This window comes from Variovorax palleresanus (assembly GCF_051144945.1).
GTDB lineage: Bacteria > Pseudomonadota > Gammaproteobacteria > Burkholderiales > Burkholderiaceae_C > Variovorax > Variovorax paradoxus_S.
Genome location: NZ_JBJNVP010000002.1, coordinates 4,439,777 through 4,463,793, shown reverse-complemented (window position 1 = coordinate 4,463,793; position 24,017 = coordinate 4,439,777). Strand labels below are relative to the sequence as shown.

At 66.9% G+C, this 24,017-nt stretch carries 20 protein-coding genes and 1 pseudogene; 8 read left to right on the top strand and 13 right to left on the bottom strand.

From position 1 onward, the window contains the following. Positions 1 to 47: 47 nt before the first annotated feature. Positions 48 to 806 (top strand): 3-hydroxyacyl-CoA dehydrogenase, encoded by a 759-nt coding sequence (locus ACJ7Z0_RS24765; RefSeq protein ID WP_434791954.1) that lies wholly within the window; start codon positions 48 to 50, stop codon positions 804 to 806. Here ACJ7Z0_RS24765 and ACJ7Z0_RS24760 read toward each other — a convergent pair. Next, positions 754 to 1,698 carry a YihY/virulence factor BrkB family protein gene (locus ACJ7Z0_RS24760; protein ID WP_431122949.1) on the bottom strand — a complete coding sequence of 315 codons (945 nt, stop codon included), beginning with the start codon at positions 1,696 to 1,698 and terminating at the stop codon, positions 754 to 756. The two genes, ACJ7Z0_RS24765 and ACJ7Z0_RS24760, sit on opposite strands and share 53 nt — an antisense overlap. Positions 1,699 to 1,781: 83 nt before the next feature. Here ACJ7Z0_RS24760 and dnaG point away from each other — a divergent pair, with 83 nt between their 5' ends. The 5 genes from dnaG to sugE all read left to right on the top strand — a co-directional run bounded on the left by dnaG (position 1,782) and on the right by sugE (position 9,252). After that, entirely contained in the window at positions 1,782 to 3,758 is a 1,977-nt protein-coding gene (gene dnaG, locus ACJ7Z0_RS24755) for a DNA primase (RefSeq protein ID WP_434791953.1), read from the top strand. Positions 3,759 to 4,096: 338 nt separating this feature from the next. Next, positions 4,097 to 6,445, top strand: coding sequence for an RNA polymerase sigma factor RpoD (gene rpoD / locus ACJ7Z0_RS24750; RefSeq protein ID WP_434791952.1), 2,349 nt, complete (start codon positions 4,097 to 4,099; stop codon positions 6,443 to 6,445). A 91-nt stretch (positions 6,446 to 6,536) separates the two neighbouring features. Next, entirely contained in the window at positions 6,537 to 7,772 is a 1,236-nt protein-coding gene (locus ACJ7Z0_RS24745; protein ID WP_434791951.1) for a multidrug effflux MFS transporter, read from the top strand. A 4-nt stretch (positions 7,773 to 7,776) separates the two neighbouring features. Continuing rightward, a complete protein-coding gene (locus ACJ7Z0_RS24740; RefSeq protein ID WP_434791950.1) occupies positions 7,777 to 8,910 on the top strand; it encodes an HPP family protein in 1,134 nt (377 codons plus the stop codon). A gap of 21 nt (positions 8,911 to 8,931) precedes the next feature. Next, entirely contained in the window at positions 8,932 to 9,252 is a 321-nt protein-coding gene (gene sugE, locus ACJ7Z0_RS24735; RefSeq protein WP_434791949.1) for a quaternary ammonium compound efflux SMR transporter SugE, read from the top strand. A 9-nt stretch (positions 9,253 to 9,261) separates the two neighbouring features. Here sugE and ACJ7Z0_RS24730 read toward each other — a convergent pair whose 3' ends face one another. The 3 genes from ACJ7Z0_RS24730 to ACJ7Z0_RS24720 are packed head-to-tail and all read right to left on the bottom strand — an operon-like array spanning position 9,262 to position 12,459. Continuing rightward, a complete protein-coding gene (locus tag ACJ7Z0_RS24730) occupies positions 9,262 to 10,248 on the bottom strand; it encodes a Bug family tripartite tricarboxylate transporter substrate binding protein (protein ID WP_434791948.1) in 987 nt (328 codons plus the stop codon). 37 nt (positions 10,249 to 10,285) lie between these two features. After that, positions 10,286 to 11,491 (bottom strand): CaiB/BaiF CoA transferase family protein, encoded by a 1,206-nt coding sequence (locus tag ACJ7Z0_RS24725; RefSeq protein ID WP_434791947.1) that lies wholly within the window; start codon positions 11,489 to 11,491, stop codon positions 10,286 to 10,288. After that, on the bottom strand, positions 11,488 to 12,459 hold the full coding sequence (locus tag ACJ7Z0_RS24720) for a hydroxymethylglutaryl-CoA lyase (protein ID WP_434791946.1): 972 nt from the start codon (positions 12,457 to 12,459) through the stop codon (positions 11,488 to 11,490). The genes ACJ7Z0_RS24725 and ACJ7Z0_RS24720 overlap by 4 nt, the downstream gene beginning before the upstream one ends. A 117-nt stretch (positions 12,460 to 12,576) precedes the next feature. Here ACJ7Z0_RS24720 and ACJ7Z0_RS24715 point away from each other — a divergent pair, with 117 nt between their 5' ends. Together ACJ7Z0_RS24715 and ACJ7Z0_RS24710 are read left to right on the top strand one after the other, a co-directional pair. Continuing rightward, a complete protein-coding gene (locus tag ACJ7Z0_RS24715; protein WP_434791945.1) occupies positions 12,577 to 13,482 on the top strand; it encodes a LysR family transcriptional regulator in 906 nt (301 codons plus the stop codon). Between the two features lie 100 nt (positions 13,483 to 13,582). Beyond that, a complete protein-coding gene (locus ACJ7Z0_RS24710) occupies positions 13,583 to 14,317 on the top strand; it encodes a DsbA family protein (RefSeq protein WP_434791944.1) in 735 nt (244 codons plus the stop codon). Positions 14,318 to 14,336: 19 nt separating this feature from the next. On the opposite strand, the pseudogene ACJ7Z0_RS24705 reads toward ACJ7Z0_RS24710, so the two are convergent. The 9 genes and pseudogenes from ACJ7Z0_RS24705 to ACJ7Z0_RS24665 form a co-directional block, all read right to left on the bottom strand. Beyond that, positions 14,337 to 15,983: pseudogene (locus ACJ7Z0_RS24705) on the bottom strand (tannase/feruloyl esterase family alpha/beta hydrolase). An 82-nt stretch (positions 15,984 to 16,065) separates the two neighbouring features. Next, positions 16,066 to 16,791: an ABC transporter ATP-binding protein gene (locus tag ACJ7Z0_RS24700; protein ID WP_431122977.1), complete on the bottom strand. Its 726-nt coding sequence runs from the start codon at positions 16,789 to 16,791 to the stop codon at positions 16,066 to 16,068. After that, positions 16,784 to 17,545, bottom strand: coding sequence for an ABC transporter ATP-binding protein (locus ACJ7Z0_RS24695; RefSeq protein WP_434791943.1), 762 nt, complete (start codon positions 17,543 to 17,545; stop codon positions 16,784 to 16,786). The genes ACJ7Z0_RS24700 and ACJ7Z0_RS24695 overlap by 8 nt, the downstream gene beginning before the upstream one ends. Continuing rightward, positions 17,542 to 18,525, bottom strand: a complete 984-nt coding sequence (locus ACJ7Z0_RS24690; protein ID WP_434791942.1) for a branched-chain amino acid ABC transporter permease — start codon at positions 18,523 to 18,525, stop codon at positions 17,542 to 17,544. The genes ACJ7Z0_RS24695 and ACJ7Z0_RS24690 overlap by 4 nt, the downstream gene beginning before the upstream one ends. Then, positions 18,526 to 19,398, bottom strand: a complete 873-nt coding sequence (locus tag ACJ7Z0_RS24685; RefSeq protein ID WP_047784777.1) for a branched-chain amino acid ABC transporter permease — start codon at positions 19,396 to 19,398, stop codon at positions 18,526 to 18,528. A gap of 363 nt (positions 19,399 to 19,761) precedes the next feature. After that, entirely contained in the window at positions 19,762 to 20,937 is a 1,176-nt protein-coding gene (locus tag ACJ7Z0_RS24680) for an ABC transporter substrate-binding protein (protein ID WP_055804975.1), read from the bottom strand. A 152-nt stretch (positions 20,938 to 21,089) separates the two neighbouring features. Then, entirely contained in the window at positions 21,090 to 22,076 is a 987-nt protein-coding gene (locus tag ACJ7Z0_RS24675) for a PDR/VanB family oxidoreductase (RefSeq protein WP_434791941.1), read from the bottom strand. A gap of 34 nt (positions 22,077 to 22,110) precedes the next feature. Then, the gene (locus tag ACJ7Z0_RS24670; RefSeq protein WP_434791940.1) at positions 22,111 to 22,884 is read right to left on the bottom strand and encodes a GntR family transcriptional regulator; all 774 of its coding nucleotides are present in this window, start codon (positions 22,882 to 22,884) and stop codon (positions 22,111 to 22,113) included. Next, complete coding sequence (locus ACJ7Z0_RS24665; RefSeq protein WP_434791939.1) at positions 22,881 to 23,987, bottom strand: aromatic ring-hydroxylating dioxygenase subunit alpha; 1,107 nt, start codon at positions 23,985 to 23,987, stop codon at positions 22,881 to 22,883. Before ACJ7Z0_RS24665 ends, ACJ7Z0_RS24670 begins: the two co-directional genes overlap by 4 nt. Positions 23,988 to 24,017: the final 30 nt, after the last annotated feature.

The window sequence follows — 24,017 nt, the reverse complement described above, 5'->3', positions numbered from 1 at the left end:
CGCGCACCTGCCTTCGATAATGCGGGTCTTATTTCAGGAGACTTTCTATGCAGATCGACGGCAAGGTTTTTATCGTGACCGGTGGCGCTTCGGGCCTCGGCGAAGGCACGGCGCGCATGCTGGCTGCGAACGGCGGCAAGGTGGTCATCGCCGACATGCAGGCTGACAAGGGCGAAGCCGTCGCGAGCGACATCGGCGGCGTGTTCGTCAAGTGCGACGTGAGCCAGGAGGCCGACGGCCAGGCCGTGGTTGCCGCGGCACAGAAGCTCGGCAAGCTGGTGGGCCTGGTCAACTGCGCAGGCATCGCGCCGGCCGAGAAGACCGTGGGCAAGAACGGCGCGCACGCGCTGGCGGTGTTCAGCAAGACCGTCACGGTCAACCTGATCGGCAGCTTCAACATGATCCGCCTCGCGGCCGAGGCCATGAGCGGCAACGAGCCCGAAGCCACGGGCGAGCGCGGCGTGCTGATCTCGACCGCCTCGGTCGCAGCCTACGATGGCCAGATCGGCCAGGCGGCCTACAGCGCCTCGAAGGGCGGCGTGGTCGGCATGACGCTGCCCATCGCGCGCGACCTGGCACGCAACGGCATCCGCAACATGACCATCGCGCCCGGCATCTTCGGCACCCCCATGCTCTTCGGCATGCCGCAGGAAGTGCAGGACGCGCTGGCCGCCAGCGTGCCCTTCCCCTCCCGCCTGGGCACACCCGAGGACTACGCCAGGCTCGCGAAGCACATCATCGAGAACGACATGCTCAACGGGGAGGTGATTCGTCTCGACGGAGCGATTCGACTTCCGCCCCGGTGATCGGCGGGACCGCCGTGCTGCCGGTGCGGTCCAGTCGCTCGTACTGGGCGATGACCTGAGCGCCCAGCAGCACGAGCGTCGCGGCAATCTCCAGGCTCAGCAGCACCACGATGGCCGTGGTGAGCGAGCCGTAGACCACGTTGACCTGCGAAAGCGTCGAGAAATACCAGATCAGCACATGCCGCGTGCCCTCCCACAGCAACGCGGCCGTCACGCCGCCGAGCAGCGCGTGGCGCAGCGACATGCGGCCGGCCGGCATCACGAGGTAGAGCGAGGTCAGCATGAAGATCTCGCCGCCCAGCCCCAGCAGGTAGAGCAGCATCCCCGACACACCCGAGAGCGACCAGTCGCGCCCGAACAGGTCGACGCTTTCCTGCCCGACCAGCTGCAGCGCGCCCGATACCAGCGTCATCAGCACCAGGCCCACGCACAGGAAGAGGATGTACAGGTACGGCATGACGGCCGAAACCAGGAAATGGCGCTTGTGGTCCGCCTTGCGGTGGTGAAAGATCACCGCCATGGCGCTTTCGAGCACGCTGAAGGCCAGCGAGCTGAAGAAAATCATCGTCACCACCAGCACCGGGCCCATCACGTCGCGATGGTCGAGAAAGTTCGACAGCTCCTTCACAATCGCCCTCGACTGCCCCGGCAGCAGCCATTCGAGGTACCGGCCGATGGTGCGCAGCAGTTCGGCCTGTTCGATCAGGTGAGACATCGCAATGACGCTCACGATCAGGAGCGGCACGATGGAGAGCAAGGCGTAGTAGGCCACCGCCCCCGCGAGCAGCAGGCCCTGGTTGGCGCGGAAGGCCTTGAGCGCATCCCAGACAAAATTCAAGGGATGGCGCAGCAACAGCGGTGCGGCGTGGTGCAATGGTTTGGGCGTCGTCATCCGTGGACTCCGGATCATTCCGAGTATGGCGCCCGCGCGCGGGCGTTCGGCCGCTTGCGTATGATTTGCCGCTCTTCGCCTACATGACCATCCCCGCCTCTTTCATCCAGGAACTCATCGCACGCGCCGATGTGGTGGAGATCGTCGGGCGCTACGTGCAGCTCAAGAAGGCTGGCGCCAACTTCATGGGGCTGTGCCCGTTCCATGGCGAAAAATCGCCCTCTTTCTCGGTCAGCCCGACCAAGCAGTTCTATCACTGCTTCGGCTGCGGGGTGCACGGCAACGCCATCGGCTTTCTCATGGAGCACGCCGGCATGGGTTTTGTCGAGGCTGTGCACGACCTGGCCGGCCAATACGGCCTGCAGGTGCCCGAAGACGACGCCTCCCCCGCCGAACGCGCACGCGCCGCGAACCAGCGCCAGAAGCAGGCCACGCTGACCGACGTGCTCGAAAAAGCCGGAGACGCTTACCGCAAGGCCTTGCGGCAGGCGCCGGGCGCCATCGAATACCTGAAGGGCCGGGGTGTCTCCGGCGAGGTGGCCAAGCAGTTCGGCATCGGCTATGCGCCCGCGGGCTGGCGCACCCTGGCCAGCGTGTTTCCCGATTACGACGACCCCCTGCTCGCCGAAAGCGGGCTGGTGATCGTCAACACCGAGGACGGCACCGAAGACGCCAAGCGCTACGACCGCTTCCGCGACCGCGTGATGTTCCCCATCCGCAACGTGAAGGGCGAATGCATCGGCTTCGGCGGCCGGGTGCTCGGCGACGAAAAGCCCAAGTACCTGAACTCGCCCGAAACGCCGGTGTTCAGCAAGGGCCGGGAGCTCTACGGCCTGTACGAGGCGCGCGCCGCCTTCCGCGAGCGCGGCTACGCGCTGGTGACCGAGGGCTACATGGACGTGGTGGCGCTGGCGCAGCTCGGGTTTCCGAACGCGGTGGCCACCCTGGGCACGGCCTGCACCACCGAGCATGTGCAAAAGCTCTTCCGCTTCACCGAGTCGGTGGTTTTCAGCTTCGACGGCGATGCGGCCGGCCGCCGCGCCGCGCGCAAGGCGCTCGATGGCGCCCTGCCCTACGCCACCGACGTGCGCAGCATCAAGTTTTTGTTCCTGCCGGCCGAGCACGACCCCGACAGCTTCATCCGCGAATTCGGCGCCGACGCCTTCGCCCGCTTCGTGCAGGAAGCCACGCCGCTCTCGCGCTTCATGATCGAGGCCGCGCGCGAAGGCTGCGACCTCACCGCCGCCGAAGGCCGCGCCCACATGAGCAGCAACGCCCGGCCGCTCTGGAGCGCCATGCCCGATGGCGCGCTCAAGCGGCAGTTGCTGAGCGAGATCGCCACGCTGGTGCAGCTCGATGCGGCCGCCTTGTCGGAGCTCTGGGCCGCCACGCCCGGCCCGCGCAAGGCGGCGGCGGCGCCAGTGCCGCGCCATGGCAATGAGCCGGGCGACCCATTCGACTACTCCGACATGCCGCCGCCCTCGGAATACGAACCGCCTCGCTACGAAAACGATAGCAAGCCGCGGGGCAAATTTACCAAGGGCAAGCGGTGGGGCGGCAAGTTCGAGGCGCCGATCGAGCCGCTGCGCGGGCGCGGCAAGCCGCCGAGCCGGCCCGACGTGGCGGTGCGGCTCCTGCTGTCGAACATGGCGCAGTGGGACGCGCTGTCGCACGAATTGCACGTGATGCTGTGCGACCTGCCCGGCCCGCACGGTGCGCTTTTCACCTGGCTCGACAGCCAGTTGCACGAGCATGGCGTGCAGCCCTGGGCGGCGTTGCGCGAAGGCATGCGCGGGCTCGACTTCGAAGCGCTCGCGGAGCGGCTCATGGCCGTTTCGGAGAACGCCCCGCCCGCTGAAGGCGAGGAAGAGCAGCACCTGGCCGACGCCGCCAAGGAGCTTTCGAGCGTGCTCGACTTCATGCTCGACGACCGCCTGAAAGCCCAGCAGAGCGAGGCCATAGCCGCCGTGGGCTCGGACCCCAAGGCCCTGGAACGCTACAAGGCGCTGGAGGCGAGAAGACTCGAATTGCGCGCCCGCCTCAAGCCGTCAGGGGCATAAAACTGCTTGAAATTTGCGCAGTAGGCTATAATGTAAGGCTTCGCAACTGGCGAAATTAGGCAAGAGCGACAGCAGCACCTCCGGGCCGACCCCTAGCGCAACGCACTCCAACGGAAAAAATCCGACGGAAAGGGTCACTTACCGCAAGGACTGCACACCAAATGTTCGCCCGACATCTTGCCTGACGAGGAATTTCTTCCTCTTTCCCAATTGTTTTGTCCGTGCCTGTGCGCGGGCTTTGAGTCTTGGCCCGTGCCTGTGCACGGGCTGTGGTGGCGCTGCCTATGTGGCGGTGCGCCTGTGATTTCGCTTGGTCCATCTTGCTGTAACGAGGTCGTATGCCCAGTTCAAAGAAGCCTGCTCCTTCACTCGCCAAAGGCGCCACCCCAAAGCCTGTCGCAGAAAAACCGTTGAAAGCCGGCGCTATGCCGGCAACTAAGTCGGGTGCCGCCGCGTCCAAATCGGCAGCCGCAACGAAAGTGAAAACCGTGCCCACGAAATCGACCTCCATCGACGATCCGAAAAAAGCCGCCGCCAAGACGGCTGCCCCTGCCGCCAAGAAAGTAGGCCGCCCGCCCAAGGCCGCCGGCGCCGCTGCGCCCGCCACTGGCGCCAAGCGCGGCCGCAAGCCCAAGGCCGGCAACGAAGCGCCTGAAAGCGACGTCGACCTGTCGGACATCGAGGACGACCTGGCCGGCGACGAACCGGCAGTTGCCTCGACCACCGAAGAAAAGGTCAAGCCGCTGCGCATGAAGATCAGCAAGGCGAAGGAACGCGCCTTGATGAAGGAATTCGGCCTCGACGAGACCGTGCTCTCCGAGGAAGACCTGGCCAAGCGCCGCTCGCGCCTGAAGACCCTGATCACGCTGGGCAAGACCCGCGGCTACCTCACGCACGGCGAAATCTCCGACCACCTGCCCGACAAGCTGGTCGACGCCGAGACCATGGAAGTCGTGGTCACCATGCTCAACGACATGGGTGTGGCGGTGTACGAGCAGACGCCCGACGCCGAAACCCTGCTGCTGAACAACACCGCGCCCACCGCCACCACGGTCGAAGAAGCCGAGGAAGAAGCTGAAGCGGCTCTGTCCACCGTGGACAGCGAATTCGGCCGCACGACCGACCCGGTGCGCATGTACATGCGCGAAATGGGTACGGTCGAGCTCCTGACGCGCGAAGGCGAAATCGAAATCGCCAAGCGCATCGAAGGCGGCCTGATGGCCATGATGGAAGCCATCTCGGCCTCCCCCGCCACCATCGCCGAAATCCTGCGCCTGGCCGCCGACATCCGTGAAGGCAAGGTCGTCATCTCCACCGTGGTGGACGGCTTCTCGAACCCCAACGAGGCCGACGACTACGTGGCCGAGGAAGACTTCGACGAGTTCGACGAAGAAGACGACGACGACGGCAAGGGCGGCTCCAAGGCCCTCACCAAGAAGCTCGAGGAACTCAAGCGCGACGCGCTCGAGCGTTTCGACCGCATCGCCGGGATGTTCGAGAAGGTCCACAAGATCTACGACAAGGAAGGCTACGGCACGCCGGCCTACCAGAAGGCCCAGCAGGCCCTGTCGGACGAGCTCATGACCATCCGCTTCACGGCCAAGACCATCGAGAAGCTGTGCGACCTGGTTCGCACGCAGGTCGACGACGTGCGCAAGAAGGAACGCGAGCTGCGCCGCATCATCGTGGACAAGTGCGGCTTCCCGCAGGACGAGTTCATTCGCGACTTCTCTGGCTACGACAAGAGCGGCAACCGCGTCGCGTCGAACCTGCTGAACCTGAAATGGGTCGAGAAGCAGGCCGCCGCCGGCAAGCCCTGGAGCGCCGTGCTCGCGCGCAACATTCCGCCGGTGCAGGAACTGCAGCAGAAGCTCACCGACATCCAGTCGCGCGTGGTGGTGCCGCTCACGCAGCTGAAGGAAATCAACAAGCGCATGAACGAGGGCGAATCGTCCTCGCGCGATGCCAAGAAGGAAATGATCGAGGCCAACCTGCGCCTCGTGATCTCCATCGCCAAGAAGTACACCAACCGCGGCCTGCAGTTCCTGGACCTGATCCAGGAAGGCAACATCGGCCTCATGAAGGCGGTCGACAAGTTCGAATACCGCCGCGGCTACAAGTTCTCGACCTACGCCACGTGGTGGATCCGCCAGGCCATCACCCGGTCGATCGCCGACCAGGCGCGCACCATCCGCATCCCGGTGCACATGATCGAGACGATCAACAAGATGAACCGCATCTCGCGCCAGCATCTGCAGGAGTTCGGCTTCGAGCCCGACGCCGGCATCCTGGCCGCCAAGATGGAGATCCCGGAAGACAAGATCCGCAAGATCATGAAGATCGCGAAAGAGCCGATCTCGATGGAAACCCCCATCGGCGACGACGACGATTCGCACCTGGGCGACTTCATCGAGGACAGCAGCAACACGGCGCCCATCGAAGCCGCAATGCAGGCGGGCCTGCGCGACGTGGTCAAGGACATTCTCGACAGCCTCACGCCGCGCGAAGCCAAGGTGCTGCGCATGCGCTTCGGCATCGAGATGAGCACGGACCACACGCTGGAAGAAGTCGGCAAGCAGTTCGACGTGACCCGCGAGCGCATCCGCCAGATCGAGGCAAAGGCACTGCGCAAGCTCAAGCACCCGAGCCGTTCCGACAAACTGCGCAGCTTTATTGATACGCTCTGACCGGTCTCCGGTATTTCTCTCTGACGAGGAGGCGCCCGCAAGGGCGCTTTCTTTTTTGGCCTCTACCGACAAGAAAAATGGAGCAAATCCCATGAATCCCGATGCAGACAAGCTCTGGCAAGCCCCGCGATGGGCGCTTGCCGTGCTGCTCGCCGTGCTGGGCATGCTCGGTCCCTTTTCCATCGACACCTACATTCCGGCCTTCTCGGGCATTGCGCGCTCCATCGGCGCCACGCCGGCCGAAATGCAGCAGACACTTTCGGCCTACCTGTTCGGCTTTGCGTTCATGAACCTGTTCCACGGCGCGCTGTCGGACAGCTTCGGCCGCCGGCCCGTGGTGCTGTGGGGACTCGCGGTGTTCACGCTGGCCTCGCTGGGCTGCGCGCTGTCGCAGAACATTGCGCAGCTGGTGCTGTTCCGCGGGCTGCAGGGCCTGTCGACCGGTGCGGGCATCGTGGTTTCACGCGCCGTGATCCGCGACATGTTCCCGCCCGCCGATGCGCAGCGCGTGATGAGCCAGGTGACCATCTACTTCGGCGTTGCGCCGGCCATCGCGCCCATCGTTGGCGGCTTTCTTTTCGTGCATGCCGGATGGCACGCGATCTTCTGGTTCCTGGTCGCGGTCGGCGTGATCCTGTTCGTGGCCAACTACAAGCTGCTGCCCGAAACGCTGCACCAGAGCCAGCGCCAGCCTTTCCAGGTGCGGCACCTGATGCGCGGCTACTGGGACCTCTGCTCCGACCCGCGCTTTCTGCTGCTCGCGTTCGCGAGCGGCGTCCCGTTCAACGGCATGTTCCTCTACGTGCTGGCCGCGCCCGCCTTCCTCGGCGACCACCTGGCGTTGGCCCCGACTCAGTTCTTCTGGTTCTTCCTGCTGACCATCGGCGGCATCATGTTGGGCGCATGGGCCAGCGGCCGCATGGCGGGCAAGGTGGCGCCCAAACGGCAGATCCGCGACGGCTTCCTGATCATGCTGGTGACCTCGCTGGTGAACGTGGTGGCCAATTCGCTCTTCACCGCGCACGTCGCCTGGGCGCTGTGGCCGCTGGCGGTGTTCGCGTTCGGCTGGGCACTGATGGTGCCCGTGGTGACCCTGCTGGTGCTCGACCTCCATCCCGAGCGACGCGGCATGGCCTCGTCGCTGCAGGCCGTGATCGGCTCCACCGCCAACGGCATCGTGGCGGGCGTGGTGGCGCCGCTGGTCATGCACTCCACACTGGCACTGGCGCTCACCTCCACGCTGATGCTGGGCATCGGCCTTGTCGCCTGGGTCTGGCTGCACGGGCAATGGCCCGAGATCGGCCGCCGGGTGGCCGCGGAGGCCTGAAGCCGTGCCGCAGCTTTCCGCTTTGTTGACGCATGCGCGCGCCTGGCTGCCGGGCCGCAACACCGTCGATGCGCGCGAGCGCCTGCGTGCCGTGGCCGGCGCGGCCATCGGGCTTCTGATCACCGCGCTGCTGTGCCGCTGGATGGCCGAAGCGGTGGACGTCAGCATCTGGCTCATCGCACCGATGGGCGCCAGCGCGGTGCTGGTGTTTGCCGTGCCCGCGAGCCCGCTGGCGCAGCCCTGGTCGGTCATCGTCGGCAACACCCTGTCGACCGTGGTGGGCATCGCCTGCGTCCGCTGGATACCCGATCCGGCCTGGGCCGCGGCAATCGCCGTGGGCGCGGCCATCGGACTGATGTTCGCCACGCGCAGCCTGCATCCACCGGGCGGGGCCGCGGCGCTGCTCGCCGTGCTCACGCACACCGACCACTTCTCGGCGGCGCTGTTCCCCACCTTGGCGAATTCGCTCTTGCTGGTGCTGGCGGGCGTGGCCTACAACACCTTCACGGGCAGGCGCTATCCGCACGTGCAGGTGGCGCGGCCGCCATCGGCCGACGCCCGTTTCAGCCAGGCCGACATCGACGCGGTGCTGGCGCGCTACAACCAGGTGCTGGACATCAGCCGCGACGACCTCGAGTCGCTGATCCAGCAGACCGAACTCGAGTCGTACAAGCGGCGGCTCGGCACGCTGCATTGCGGCGACATCATGTCGCGCGACCCGGTGTCGGTGGAGTTCGGCACGCCGCTGCAAGAGGCCTGGATGCTGATGACCCAGCGCCGCATCAAGGCGCTGCCGGTCACCGACCGCACGCGCCGCGTGGTCGGCATCGTGACGCAGGCCGACTTCTTCCGCCTGCTCGACCTGGAGCACCACGAAGGCATTGCAGGCAAGCTGCGCGACCTGATCCGCGCCACGCGCACCGTCGTCTCGAACAAGCCGGAGGTGGTCGGCCAGATCATGACGCGCCAGGTGCGCGTGGCCAGCGCCGACCGGCCGGTGATCGACCTGGTGCCGCTGTTCTCCGAAGGCGGCCACCACCATATCCCCATCATCGACCATGAAAAGCGGCTCACGGGCATGATCACGCAGTCGGATTTCGTGCGCGCCCTTTACCGTGCCGTGCGGCCGGAGAACTGAAAACCTTTTCAAGGAGCGCGCATGGCGTGGGTCGTTTTGTTGGTGGCGGGCCTGCTCGAAATGGGCTGGGCCATCGGCCTCAAGTACACCGAAGGATTTACCAAGCTCTGGCCCTCGGTCGGCACGGCCATCTCGATGGTGCTCAGCGTCGTGCTGCTTGGCTGGGCGATGCGCACGCTGCCGGTGGGCACGGCTTACGCGGTGTGGACCGGCATCGGCGCCGTAGGCACCGTGGTGCTCGGCATCGTGTTGTTCCAGGAGCCCTCGAATGCGGCGCGGCTGATCTGCGTGGGCCTGATCATCGCGGGCATCCTCGGGCTCAAGTTCACGAGCCAGGCCTGAGCCCGGCACTCACTCCAGCACGACGTTCGCCTTCTTCACCAGCGCCGCATAGCGCGCGGCTTCGGTGCGGAAATAGCTCGCCGCCTGCTCGGGTGACGTGGGCTTGATGATGTTGCCCTGCTTGTCCATGGCCTCGCGCACCTCGGCGCTCGTGAAGGCAGCGGCCACCGCGTCGTGCACGCGCTGGATGTCGGCGGCCTGCATCTTCGGCGGCCCGATCACCGCGAACCAGCCTTCGACCGCGTAGTTGGGCAGCCCTTGCTCGGCGATGGTCGGAATGTCGGGCGCGGCCGGCGAGCGTGTGGGGCCGCACAGGCCGATGGCGCGCAGCGCGCCGCTCTTGAGGTGCGGCTGCACCGCGGGCAACGCCACCACCCCCATCTCGACCTGGCCTGCGATCATGTCGGTGACCATCGGGCCCGTGCCCTTGTAAGGGATGTGCCGCGCCTTCACGCCGGCCTCGTCCATGAACATTTCGCCCGCCAGGTGAATGATGGTGCCGTTGCCCGACGAGGCGTAGTTGTAGCCCTCGGGCTTGGCGCGCAGCAGCGCCACCAGTTCCTTCACGTTCTTGGCGGGCAGCTTCGGATTGACCACCAGCACCAGCGGCGTCGCGCCCACCACGCTGATCGGCGTCACGTCGGCGATGGCGTCGAAGGGCATCTTCTTGTACACCGCCGGGTTGATGACGTGGTTGTTCGACACCACGCCCAGCGTGAGCCCGTCGGGCGCCGCCTTGACGAGCGCCGACGTGCCGGTGATGCCGCCCGCGCCCGGGAGGTTCTCGATCACCACCGGCTGGCCGAAGGCCTTGCCGAGCGCAACCGAGGCCGCGCGCACGATGGCGTCCACGCCCGAGCCGGCGCTGATCGGCAGGATGAAGCGAATGGGCTTGTCGGAGCCCTGCGCGAGCACCGGGCATGCGGCAAGCGCCGCGGCGGAGGCGCCGAAGCCCAGTACGGCGCGGCGGGTCATCGGGGGAAGAATCTTGTGCATGGTCTTGTCTCTCTTTGTATGTCTTCGAAAAATGCGTTCAGGCAACGGCAGATTCGGCCTGCATCGCCACCATCTGCGACTCCGCATAGCCGAGCTCGGCGAGCAGTTCGCGCGTGTGCTCGCCCAGTGTCGGCGGGTCCAGGCGCACGCCCAGCCGCTGGCCGCCCAACGTGATCGGGAACAGCGTGGTCTGCGCCGTCTGCCCGGCGCGTTCGCCATCGGGCAGGCGGATGTCGGCGAGACCCCCGGTCGCTTTCAGGTGCGGATCCTCGTAGAGGTCTTCGGGCCGCACGATGGGCGCGAATGGCAGTCCACGCGCCTCGAAGATCGCCGACAGCTCGGCAGCCGACCGGTCGGCCAGCCGCTTGCGCAAGTCCGCCAGCAGCGTGGGCCGCACGCGGACCCTGTCGTTGTTGGTGCGCAAGGTGGGGTCGGCCTTCAGGTCGTCGAAGCCGAGCTCATCGCAGAACACCGTCCATTGCGCATCGCTCACCGCGGCCAGGAATATCTGCTCGCCATCCTTTACCGTGAACACGTCGTACAGCGCCCAGGCCGAGATGCGCTCGGGCATCGGCGCCGCGGCTTGGCCGGTGATGGCGTACTGCAGCATGTGCTGGCCGACCAGGAACACGTTGTTCTCGAACAGCGAGGACTGCACTTCCTGTCCCTTGCCGGTCTGCGCGCGCTGCATCAGCGCGGCCATGGCGCCAATGGCGCCGAACATGCCGCCCATGATGTCATTCACGCTAGTGCCCGCGCGCAGCGGATCGCCGGGACGGCCGGTCATGTAGGCCAGGCCGCCCATCATCTGCACCACCTCGTCGAGCGCGGTGCGATGCTCGTAGGGGCCGGGCAGGAAGCCGGTGTGGTTCACGTACACCAGGCGCGGATTGAGCTTGCTGAGCGCGGCATGGCTGAGCCCGTACTTCTCCATGGTGCCGGGCCTGAAATTCTGTGCCACCACGTCGGCCGTGGCGCACAGGCGCATCGCCGCTTCGAGCCCCTGCGGGTGGCGCAGGTCGAGCGCGATGCTCTTCTTGTTGCGGTTGAACATGGGGAAGAAACCGGCACCCGCGCCCAGCAGGTGCCGCGTGCGGTCGCCGTCGATCGGCTCGACCTTGATGACCTCTGCGCCCAGGTCGGCCAGCACCATGCCACAGGTCGGGCCCATGACCATGTGCGTGAACTCGACCACGCGGATGCCGGTGAGCGGCAGGCGTTTTTCTTCGGTGTTCGCGCTCATGCCGCTGCACCCGCCGTCGCCACGAAGGTCTTCGGAAAACCCGCGCGCCACACGGTGCCCTGCAGTGTCTCGCCCTCCAGCCAGCCGGCCACGCGCTTGCGCAGGTCGAGCAGTTTCGGCAGGTCGACACCCGTGCCAACGCCCATGCTCTCGAGCATGAACACGAGGTCTTCGGTGTCGACATTGCCGCTGGCGCCGGGCGCATGCGGGCAGCCGCCGATGCCGGCCAGGCAGGCATCGAAGCGCGCGATGCCGACTTCGAGCGCCGCGTAGGTGTTCGCGAGCCCAAGGCCCCGGGTGTCGTGGAAATGGCCGCACCACACGCGGTCGCCGGCGATGCGTTTTGCACGCTCGAACAGGCTGCGGACCATCGCGGGATCGGCATAGCCGACGGTGTCGGCCAGGCCCACGCGGTCGGCGCCGGCGTCGAGCAGCGCCTGCATCAGCCGCAGTACCTCGCTGATCTCCACGTGGCCCTGGATGGTGCAACCGAACGCGGTGCCCACACCGCCTTCGATCAGCGTCTTGGAGCCCGCGGCATCGCGCGCGGCGCGGATGCGCGCGACCTCGGCCACCACTTCGTCGGGCGTCTTGCGCAGGTTGGCAAGGCTGTGCGCATGGCTGGCCGAGAGCGGGACCATCATGAGATCGGCCTCGCCCGCAATGGCGAGTTCCGCGCCCCGCAGGTTGGGCACCAGCACCGAGGCAAAAAGCCCCGGCAGCGTCTTGGCGTACGCCAGCAGCTCGGCCGTGTCGGCCAGTTGCGGCAGCAGGCGCGCGGGCACGAAGGAGCCGACTTCGATCTCGCGCTGGCCGGCGGCATGCGCATCGCGAATCCATTCGAGTTTTTGCGCGGTGGGCAATGTTCTCGCGATGCTCTGCAGGCCGTCGCGCAACCCCACTTCGCGGACGACCGCGCGGGGCGGCAGAAAGGCGTGCGCTGCGGGCGCAACCGTGGCTTCGTTCAAGGTGTCTCCTTTGAAGGTCTGGCATCGATGTTAGAAGTTCCTATTCGATTCAGAAAATAGATTTTGGAAGCAGATTCGTTCCAAAATGGAATATCACATCGCTCAATCGGAACCCCCATGCGCGACCTCGACCTGACCACCCTCCGCCTCTTCGTCTCCGTCTGCGAAACGCGCAGCATCGCGCGCGCGGGCGAGCAGGCCAGCATCGTCGGCTCGGCCATCAGCAAGCGCCTGGCGCAGCTGGAGGACACGGTGGGCACGCCGCTGCTGCTACGCAAGCGGCGCGGCGTGGTGCCGACCCCCGCCGGCGAAACGCTGCTGGAACATGCGCGCGCGATGCTCGGCAGCGCCCAGCGCATCGAGCGCGACATGGCGGCCTACGCCGGCGGTGCGCGGGGGCATGTGCGAATCCTTGCCTCGGCCTCGGTGCTGGCCGAATCGCTGGCCGAGGACGTGGCCAACTTTCTGCAGAACCCCAAACACCGCGACATCCGGGTCGATATGGAAGAACGCGTGAGCCCGGAAATCGTGCGCGGCATCCGCGAGGGCAGCGCGTCGATCGGCCTGTGCTGGGACGCCGCGGACCTCGAAGGCCTGCAGCGGCGCAGCTACCGCAGCGACCACCTGGCCATCGTGGCGCACCCGTCGCACCCGGCGGCGCGCCGCGGCAAGGTGCGGTTCGAGGACGTGCTCGACCACGAGTTCGTCGGCATGCCCGCCCTGAGCGCCGTGCAGCTGATGCTGGCCCGCGAGGCCGCGGTGGCGGGCAAGCCGCTGGTGTACCGCGTGCTGGTGACCAACTTCGATGCCGCCTTGCGCGTGGTGCGCGCCGGGCTGGCGATCAGCGTGGTGCCGGCGGAAGTGGCGCAGCCCTTTGCCGACACCTACCGCCTGCGGCTGATGCCGCTCACCGATGCCTGGGCGCGCCGGCGCTTCGCGATCTGCTTTCGCGACGAAGCGACGCTGTCGCTGTCGGCGCAGCTGCTGGTGGCGCATCTGGAACGGTGCGGGACAGATCGCTAGGCACCCTGACTCGAACGGAATCGGAAACTGTTCATTGGCGAAAGCGGGGTTTTTGTTTCCTTTTCTGGAACCTAACATTCGAACAAAGGAAACGAACGCAATGAACGACAACACCACTTCAACGTCCAGCGCCACCCTGCACTACATCTTCGATCCGATGTGCGGCTGGTGCTATGCGGCCGCACCACTGGTCGACGCCGCGCGCAGCGTGCCGGGCCTTGATGTCGCGTTTCACGGCGGCGGCATGATGACCGGCGCCAACCGGCGCGCCATCACGCCGCAGTGGCGCGACTACGTGTTGCCGCACGACCGCCGCATTGCCGAGCTCACGGGCCAGCCTTTTGGCGAGGCGTACTTCGAGGGCCTGCTGCGCGACATCGGCGCGGTGATGGATTCCGAACCGCCGACCACGGCCATTCTTGCGGCCGAAGCGCTGCGCACGGGCGGCGGGCTGGACATGATCCATCGGCTGCAGCGCGCGCATTACGTCGAAGGCCGGCGCATCGCCGATGCGCAGGTGCTCGCCGCGATAGCCAAAGAGCTCGGCTTCGATGCGGACGCTTTTGCCTCGGCCTTCGCGCGCCTGTCGGGCGAAGCAACCTCGAAGCACATGGCCGAAAGCCGCCAGTGGCTGCAACGCGCGGGCGGTCAGGGCTTTCCGACTTTCGTGCTGGCACAGGCCGACGGCACCGCGAGCCGCATCGACATCGGCCCCTGGCTCGGGCGACCCGAGGAATGGAAGGCGCAGCTGGCCAAGCTCGTGCCGCCCTCGCCCGCGGCAACGGATGCCGGTACCGGTCCGGCATCCTGCGGTCCGGAAAGCTGCGCGATCTAGGCCCTTCAGGCGCGTCGCGCTACCTGCTGCACTGGAAGCTCGCGGCCTGCGACACATCGCCGCCCACGTAGCGCGGCCACAGCGGCCACTCGCACAGCGGACGGGCGCGAACGACCCTGAACGGCGGCTGCAATTCCTGCTCGGCCAGCTGCAGGCCGGCCGGCGCGCGGCCGCGCTCGACCCAGTCGGCCAGCGCGCCGAGCATGTCGACGTTGGCCGGGGCGCCGCTGCCCACGTGGTCCACGCCGGGCGCGGTGTAAAGGCGCATGAAGCGGTCCGTGTTGTCGCGCCCCATGCGCGCCACCACCGATTCGTAATAGAGGATGCCGGCGAACGGGCTCTGCGAATAGTCGGCCATGTGCTCCAACATCAGCAGCTTGCCGCCGCGCGCCTGGAAGGCGCCGAGGTCGGGGTTGGTCGAATCCATCAGCTGCGACACGGTGGCGATGCGCGCGGCAAAGTCTTCCGCGCGGTAGTTGCGCACGTCGAGCGACGGATTGCGTGCATAGAAATACTGCAGTGCGCCGCTGCCGTAGAACTATGCAATGCCGTTGCTCGGCTGCGGCGGCACGGTCGGCGCTGCGGTGCCTGTCCACCAGGCGTTCCAGCCTCCCATCGATGCAAAGGCCGGTGTGCCCTCGCCGCCGATGCCCCAGCCCGGATACACCGCGACGCCGTTGGCCAGCGGCACGGGAGAGCGCCAGGGCGAGCGCAGCGTGCGCACCGCCTGCACCTGCGCATCGTTGAGGCAGTTGTCGCCGCTGGTGCCGGCGGCGCAGCGCAGGCTCGCGGGATCGAAGCGCTGCAGGCAGGCCACGGGGTTCGACACGATGCGGTCCGCCGCGCCGTCCGCGGCATCGCACGCTGCGAGCACGGCGTTATGCACCAGCTGCACCTGCGCCGGCCGCAGCCACCCTTCGCCGAAGGTGGCAATGCCGTTGCGCGTGCCGGCATGCTGCAGCCCCGTCCAGTTGATGACCGGCACGCGGCTGAAGATGCCGTCGAAGTCCTGCGGATAGCGCTGCGCCATGGTGAGCGCCTCGCGCCCGCCTTCGGAGCTGCCCACGAAGTACAGCTTCTGCGGTGCCTGCCCGTAGGCGCGCTGCATCAGCGCCACCGCCACGTCGCGCACCTTCTTGTACGAGGCATGGGCAAAATTGACCAGCGCCTCGTCGTTGAGCGCAAAGGCCTGCGGCGGCTGGCCTGCCACGTTCTGGTGGCCGGAGTCGGTGCCGTAGGTCACGTAGCCCTGTGCCAATGGCGTGGGCTGGTCGAAGCGGCCGGCCGGCACCAGCGAAAGGCCGGTGATCAGCACGCCGTTGAACCCGCCGCCGCCGTACTGCACGCTGCGGCCGTTCCACGCGAGCGGCAAGTTCACCTGAAACAGGATGGGTGGCGCGCTCGCATCGAGCGGCGCGATGCGGCCCAGCACCTTGCAGTGCGCGGGCGTCGGCGGCGTGATGCGCGCAGCGGGACTGGGGCCGCGCTCCGCGACAGCAAGTGCGGAGGCGGGCACCAGTGTTGCGGAATCGATGGTCGCCACACCGCTCGGCAGGCCGATGGCCGCGGGAGCGACCGGCGCAACGAGCGCCGCGCAGGCCGCGGCCGGATTGCCACCGAGCGTGAGGCTCTGCGGGCCGGTGGTGCTGCAGGCCGCAAGCAGCATCGCGGAGGCCCACATGGCGCCCCCGCAAAACAGTGTCTTCGGGATCGCCATGTGTCTGTCTCCTTCTTGTTCGTCGGAATCGCTACCGGGCCACGCCCAGCAACCGTTCGAGCACCTGCGGCTGGCTGCGCAATGCCGCTGCGCTGTCGGTGTGGACGATGGTGCCGTGATCGAGCACCACCGCGTGGTCGGAAATCGCGAGGATCGCCTGCGGGTGCTGCTCCACGATGATCGCGGCCAGCCCCTCGTCCTGCGTGATGCGGCGAATGGCGCGCAGCAACTCCTCCACGATGATCGGCGCCAGCCCTTCGAGCGGCTCGTCGAGCAGCAGCAGCTTCGGGTTCAGCACCAGTGCGCGGCCCACGGCGAGCATCTGCTGCTCGCCTCCCGAAAGCTGCGTGCCCAGGTTGGTCTTGCGCTCGGCCAGGCGCGGGAACATCTCGTAGACGCGCTGCGGATTCCAGGGATTGGAAGTCCCTCCGGGCCTGCCGGGCCGCTCCACCGCGGTAAGGTTCTCATGCACCGTGAGCGACTTGAAGATGTTGCGCTCCTGCGGCACCCAGCCGATACCGGCCGCGGCGCGCTGGTGCGGCGCCAGCTTGTGCAGGGCTTGCCCACTGAGCGAGATGCTGCCGCCGTGCTGCCGAGTGGCCCCCGCCAGCGTGTTGATCAGCGTGGTCTTGCCCGTGCCGTTGCGGCCCAGCAGTGCCAGCGTCTGGCCCACGCCGAGCGCGAACGCCACGTCGTGCAGCACCACCGCCTCGCCGTAGCCGGCGCTCAGGTTCTCGATGCGCAGCAGTTCAGACATGGGCATGCTCCCCGTGGCCCAGATAGACCTCTTTGACCTTCGGATCGTTGGCAATGGTTTCGGGGTCGCCTTCGGTCAGCAGCGTGCCGTTGACCAGCACGGTCATGCGGTCGGCAAAGCTGAATACCAGGTCCATGTCGTGCTCGATCAGCAGCACCGACACATCGGCCGGCAATGCGGCCACGGTCTGCAGCAGCTCCTCGCGCTCCCCTGCGGGAACGCCCGCCACGGGCTCGTCGAGCAGCAGCACGCGCGGCTCGCAGGCCAGTGCGATGGCAATCTCCAGCAGGCGGCGCTTGCCATAGGCCATGAACTTGGTCTGCTGCTGCGCCACGTCGCCCAGATGAAACTGCTCCAGCAGTTGCGCCGCGCGCGCCGTCACGGCCCGGGTGGCCCCCAGCGGACGCCACCATTGCGACGCGATGCCCTGGTGCTGCGACACGACGAGCGCCAGCGTTTCGAGCGGCGTCATCGAGTCGAACAACTGGTTGATCTGGAAGGTGCGCACCAGCCCGCGCGCCACGCGCTTGTGCGGCGCCAGCGTGGTGATGTCTTCGCCCAGCAGCGAGATGCGGCCTTCGGTCGGCGTGAGCACGCCGGTCAAGAGGTTGATGAGCGTGGTCTTGCCGGCGCCGTTGGGGCCGATCAGCGCATGGCGCGCGCCGCGCTTGAGTTCCATCGTGACGTTGTTGGTGGCCGTGATGCCGCCGAAGCGCATCACCAACCCCTGCGTCGAGAGCACGGTTTCGGTCATGCCCCGCTCCCCTTCTTCTTGCCCAGCCACGTCCATGGCTTGAGCACGCGATCGCGCCCGACGAGCACCAGCAGCACCAGCAAGAGGCCGATCCAGAACATCCAGTATTGCGGCGTCACGGCCGAGAGCCAGTTCTGCAGCAGCTTGAAGACGATGGCGCCCGCCACGCCGCCATAGAGCCAACCCACGCCGCCGATCACCAGCATCAGCAGCACATCGGCCGAGCGGTCGAAGGCCAGCACGTCGAGCGAGGCGAAGCCGGTAGTCTGCGCCAGCAGCGCACCCGCGGCACCGGCAATGCCGGCGGCCACGGTGTAGATGACGACCAGCCGCGACACCACCGGAATGCCGATCGCCATGGCCCGCAGCCGGTTGTCGCGGATCGCCTTCAGCGTGGCGCCGAAGGGCGAATGCACGAGCCGTCGCATCACGAGGAACAGCACGAGCATCACGCTCAATGAATACCAGGCGGCCGTGCGGCCGAAGAGGTCGAACTCGAACAGGCCGAGCACCGGTCCCATTACCACGCCCTGCAGGCCGTCGGCACCGCCGGTGAGCCAGTCGAGCTTGTTGGCGAGTTCGAGCAACAGCAGCGCGATGCCGAGCGTAACCATCAGCCGCGTCAGGTCGCTGCCGCGCAGGATCGTCACGCTGGCCACGAGGCCCAGCAGCGCCGACAGTGCGGTGGCCAGCACCAGCCCCACGGTCGGGTCCGGCATCACGAGCTTGGCGAACAGCGCCGCGGTATAGGCGCCGAAACCGAAGAACGCGGCATGGCCGAGCGACACGATGCCGGTGTAGCCAAGAATCAGGTCGAGCGACATCGCGAACAGCGCGACGATGGCGATCTCGTTGACCAGCAGCGAGTGCGAAGGCATGACGAAAGGCAGCGCGAAGGCCGCGGCCCACACCACGAACTCGAGCGGGCGCCAGCGCGCCTTGTGCAGCAAGGCCGATTCGTACGACGAAGGTGCGCTCATTCAGCGGCCTCCCTTGCGCGTGAACAGGCCTTGGGGCCGCCACATCAATATCAGGATCATGAGCAGGTAGACGGTGAACGCACCCATCTTGGGAATGAAGTACTTGCCCGCCACGTCGGCAATGCCGAGCAGCAGCGCGGCCGCGAGCGGCCCGGTGATCGACGAGGTGCCGCCGACCGACACCACGATCAGGAAATAGATCATGTACTTGAGCGGAAAGGTCGGATCGAGCCCAAGAATCTCGGCGCCCAGCGCGCCGCCCAGCCCCGCGAGCCCGGAGCCCACCGCAAAGGTCAGCAAGAAGACGATGTTGACGTTGATGCCCAGCCCCGCCGCCACGCGCGGGTCATCGACCGCGGCGCGCAGGCGGCTGCCGAAGCGCGTCTTCGAGAGAATGAGCTGGAGCACCACCGTGAGCACGGCACACACCGCGATGATGAAGAGCCGGTAGTGGCCCATGCCAAGCAGCAGCGCGCCATCGCCGATCTCGGTGCGGCCGCGCAGCCATTCGGGCAACTGGATGTTCTGCTGCGACGAACCGACAAAATAGTCGACGGCCGCCACCGCCATGAAGGCGAGGCCGATGGAGAACAGCACCTGGTCGAGATGGGGCTTGCCGTACATCGGCCGGTAGAGCGTGCGCTCGAGCAGCGCGCCGGCCAGTGCCACCACGATGAACGCGAGCGGCAGGCAGGCCAGGAACGGCACGCCCAGCTTCTGCATCGCAAATACCGTGAGGTACCCACCCGCCATGGCAAAGGCACCGTGCGCGAGGTTGATGAAGTTCATCAGCCCGAGCGTCACGGCCAGTCCTACTGCGAGCACGAAGAGCAGCATGCCGTAGGCAATGCCGTCGAAAAGAATGGTCAACATGTCAGTGTTCCGCTACGGCGTTTGCATGGCTCGCGTTGGCTTCTTTGGTTCTTGTATTGGGCGCTGCTGTTCAGGGCGCGTGCACAGGCCACCGGGTACTCCCCTCCGCGAATGTCCCCCGGCTTCGCCTCCTCCTTTATTTCGCTGCGGGGAGCACCCGGCGCCCTGCGCACCAGGGCATGCTCTGGGTGTACCGCCGATCAACGACCGCTCTGACGGACGATTCCGTCGATGGGGTGCCTTGCGCAGCGAAATAAAGGAGGAGGCCGCAGGCCGGGGGACATTCGCGGAGCAAGGCACCCCGTCGGCGGGAGCGCCACCCTGAACAGCAGCAGCGCCCGAACAAAACACCCGGGCACCCGATTACTTCGCCTTGCCCGGATCCTTCACACCCTTGATCACGTCGAACTCGACGTTGTACAACTGGCCGTCCTTCTTCTCGACCTTGCGCAGATACACGTCCTGCACGATGTCGCGCGTCTGCGCATCGATGTACACCGGCCCGCGCGGGCTCTCGAAGATCTGGCCCTTCATGGCGGCCAGCAGCGCATCGCCCCCGCCCTGCCCCTTGGTGGCCTTCAGGGCTTCATAGATCACGCGCATGCCGTCATAGCCGCCCACGGCCATGAAGTTGGGGCGCATCTTCGGGTTGGCCTTCTGGAAGGCTTCGACGAACTTCTTGTTCGCGGGCGACGGATGCGCGGCCGAGTAGTGGTGCGAAGTGACCACGCCCAGCGCGCCATCGCCCATGTCGTTGAGCTGGTCGTCATCGGTCACGTCGCCCGTGGCAATCATGCGGATGCCGGCCTTGTCCATGCCGCGCTCGAGAAACTGCTTCATCACGGCCGCGCCGGCGCCCGAGGGCACAAAGACGAACAGCGCGTCGGGCTTGGCGTCGCGCACCTTCTGCAGGAACGGCGCGAAATCGGGGTTGCGCAGCGGCACGCGCAGCTTCTCGATCACCTTGCCGCCGTTGAGCTGGAAGCGCTCGCTGAAGAATTTCTCGGCGTCGTTGCCGGGGCCGTAGTCGGCCACCAGCGTGACGACCGTCTTCACGCCGTTCTTCGGCGCCCAGTCGCCCATGGCCACCGACACCTGCGGCAGCGTGAAGCTCGAGCGCACGATGTAGGGCGAGGCTTCGGTGATGCTCGACGTGGCGGCGGCCATCACCACCTGCGGCGTCTTCGACTGCGTGGCCAGCGGTGCGGCAGCCAGCGCGGCCGGCGTGACGCCGAAGCCCGCGATCACGTTCACCTTGTCGTTGACGATGAGTTCCTGCGCCAGGCGCTTGGTCACGTCGGGCGTGGCCACGTCGTCCTTGATGATGAGCTCGATCTTCTTGCCCGCCACGGTGTCGCCGTTCTGCGCCATGTACAGCCGCGCCGCCGCTTCGATCTGCCGGCCGGTGGACGCCTGCTGGCCGGTCATGGGCAGGATCAGGCCGATCTTGAACTTGTTGCTGTCCTGCGCACTGGCAAGCGACATGGAAAGCGCAAGCGCCGTGAGGCCTGCGGTCTGGATGAGTTGGCGTCTTTGCATGAGGTTTTCCTTGAACGACGAAAGCGGATACCGGGCTATTTTTCAACACTTTGCAACATGCGGCGGAGCAGGCAATCACCTACTCCGCCCCCGAGGCGAACCATTGTTGCGCGATGAACAAATGAACTGCGCGATGATCGCGCAACGCGTTTTCAGCTGTCAGGCCGATACGCCGAGTCGAGCGTGAGGGTGCCCACGGCCCGCGACACGCAGGCGCAGATGCGGGTGGTCGCCTGCTTCTCGTGCTCGCTCAGGAACACGTCGCGGTGGTCGATTTCGCCATCGACCGCGAGCACGTCCATAGCGCAGAGGCCGCACTCGCCGCGCTTGCAGTCCCAGAGCGTTTCCACCCCGGCGGCGTCGAGCGCTTCGAGCAAGGTGCAATCGGCCGGCACGGTGATCGCCAGGTCGTGCCGGGGAATTCGCACCGTGAAGGCCTGCGTCGGAAGCCGGCCGCTGCTGCCGAAGGTTTCGAAGCGCAGGTCTGCCGGGGCGCGGCCCGCCGCCTGCCAGGCGCGCTTGACGGCTTCGAGCATGGGCACCGGTCCGCAGGTGTAAAGCTGGCCGCCCGCGGGCAGGGCCGCGATGGCCGCCGCGAAATCGATGGGCGCCGCGCCCTCATGCGCGACGACATCGCCGCCCAGTGCTTCGCGGAGCCGGTCGAGGTAGGCGAACTCGCCCGCATGGCGCGCGCCGTAGAGCATCTTCACCGGCACGCCGCTGCGCCGCGCATGGTCTCCCAGGCGCTCTGCCATCATCACCAGCGGCGTGATGCCGATGCCGCCGGCCACCAGCAGATAGCCGGGCGCCGAGAGGTCGAGCGCAAAGTGGTTCTGCGGCGCGCTCACCTGCAGCCGGTCGCCGACGGCCAGTCGCCACATGGCGAGCGAGCCGCCGCGGCCGTCGTCGAGCCGCTTGACGGCAATGCGCCAGCACTGGCCGTCGCCCTCGCCCACCAGCGAATACGAGCGTGTCTGCAGCTTGCCATGGGCCGCCATCACCTGCACCTGCAGATGCGATCCGGGCTCGTAGGTGGCGGCAAAGCCCGGCTCGGGCCGCAGTTCGAATTCGCGCACGGTGGGCGTGACGTCGCGCAGCGCAACGATTTGCGCCTGCATCCATTGAAGGTCGTTTTTCATCGGGGAGAAACAGCGGAAAAAGTAAATCGGCCGCTCAGCCGCGGCGACGGATCAGCTGCACGCCGGGCAGGGGGCGCTGCTCGGCGGTGGGCGTGCCGTGCAGCGCCTCGCGCAGGTTGCGCCGCGCGATGCGGCTGTGCTCGCGCATCAACGCTTCGGCACGCGAGCCTTCGCCGGCCTCGATGGCGTCGAGCACCTGCAGGTGCTGGTCTTGCGCGATCACGAGCATGTCGCGCGCGGCGGGCGAGTTGGCCTGCACGATGACGAAGCCCGACGGCGACGCGAACGGCAGGTTGATCACGCGCTCGAGCTGCTGCGCGATGACCGGGCTTGCCGCCATTTCGCACAGCAGCGAATGGAACTTCTCGTTGTGCGTGACGTAGCGCGAAAACGCCGCATCGTCCAGCGCGGGCTCGCGCAGCAGTTCGTCGATGCGTGCCAGGCAGGCGCGCGCTTCGCGCAGCACCACCGGCGCCGCGCCGCGCTCGGCCGCGAGCCGCGCCACCAGGCCTTCGAGCGTGCCGCGAAGCTCGATGGCATCGGCCACGTCGCGCTCCGAAAAAGTACGCACTGCGTAACCACCGTTGGGCAGCGCCTCGAGCAGGCCTTCTTGTTCCAGCCGCATGAGCGCGCTGCGCACTGGCGTGCGTGAAACGCCGAGCTGTTCGGAGATGGCCACCTCGGCAATGCGCGCACCGCCCGGCAGTTCGCCGGCCAGGATCATTTCGCGCAATCGCAGCTGCGCCTTCACGGCCTGCGAGCTGCCGCCATCGCCGGGTTCGACGGGGGATACGGCTGCGACCTTCATGCGGCGCTCTTTTCGACAGGGCGGATCGGGATCGCGGCGCGCGCGGGTTTTTCCTTCTCGACCATGCGGTCGATCAGCCGCCGAGCCCACATCGAGCCGGCGTCGATGTTGAGGTTGTAGAACTGGTGGTCGGGCCGCTCGTCCATGGCCTTTTGCTGCGCCTCGAGCACGAGCTCGTCCTCGCGAAAGATGCCGGCCACGCCTTCGCGCAGTTCGTGCGTCAGGCGCTGCTCGCCCAGGCAGTAGTTGCGCGCAAAGGCCCAGAAGTAGAGGCAGGTCTTGTCGGTCTCGGGCGTGATGGTGTTGAGCACGTAGCCGTTCACGCCCTTGCTGCGGTCGCCGGGGTTGCCGTCCTTCGGCACCGCGCCGCTGCCCGCCTCGGCCACGCCGACGTCGATGTTCACGGTGCACGGCCCTTCGAATCGGATGATCTGCCAGCGATCGACTTTGCCGGCGTAGCCGCGCGCATGGCGGATCTGGCCACCCCAGAACGGCGGCGGGTCGATGTTCTCCATCCAGCGCGTGACGGTGGCCGAGCGGTCGCCGTGCGTGGCAACGAAGGGCGCCTCGGCCACTTCGCGGTTGCCGATGGACGAACCGTGCACGAAGGTCTCGTGCGTCAGGTCCATGAGGTTGTCGACCACCAGGCGGTAGTCGCAGTTCACGCGAATCATCTTGCCGTCGCCGGCCCAGGCCGGGTCGTCGTTCCAGTGCATGTCGGGCACCAGCGCCGGGTCGGCCTTGGCCGGGTCGCCGGGCCAGATCCAGACGAAGCGGTGCTTCTCGACCACCGGGAAGCTGCGCACGCAGGCCGAAGGGTTCAGCGTTTCCTGGCTCGGCATGTGGGTGCAGCGGCCCTGGCTGTTGTAGACCAGGCCGTGGTAGCCGCACACCACTTCGTCGCCTTCGAGCTTGCCCAGCGAGAGCGGCATCAGGCGGTGCCAGCAGGCGTCTTCGAGCGCGGCAACCTGCCCGTCGGTACGGCGGAACAGCACCAGTTTTTCGTTGCAGATGGTGCGCGGCAGCAGCGCATGACGCACTTCGACGTCATAGGCGGCGGCATACCAGGCGTTCAATGGAAAGGCGGTCGTGGGCGTTTTCATGAATACCCAATGTATACATAAATCAGAAAA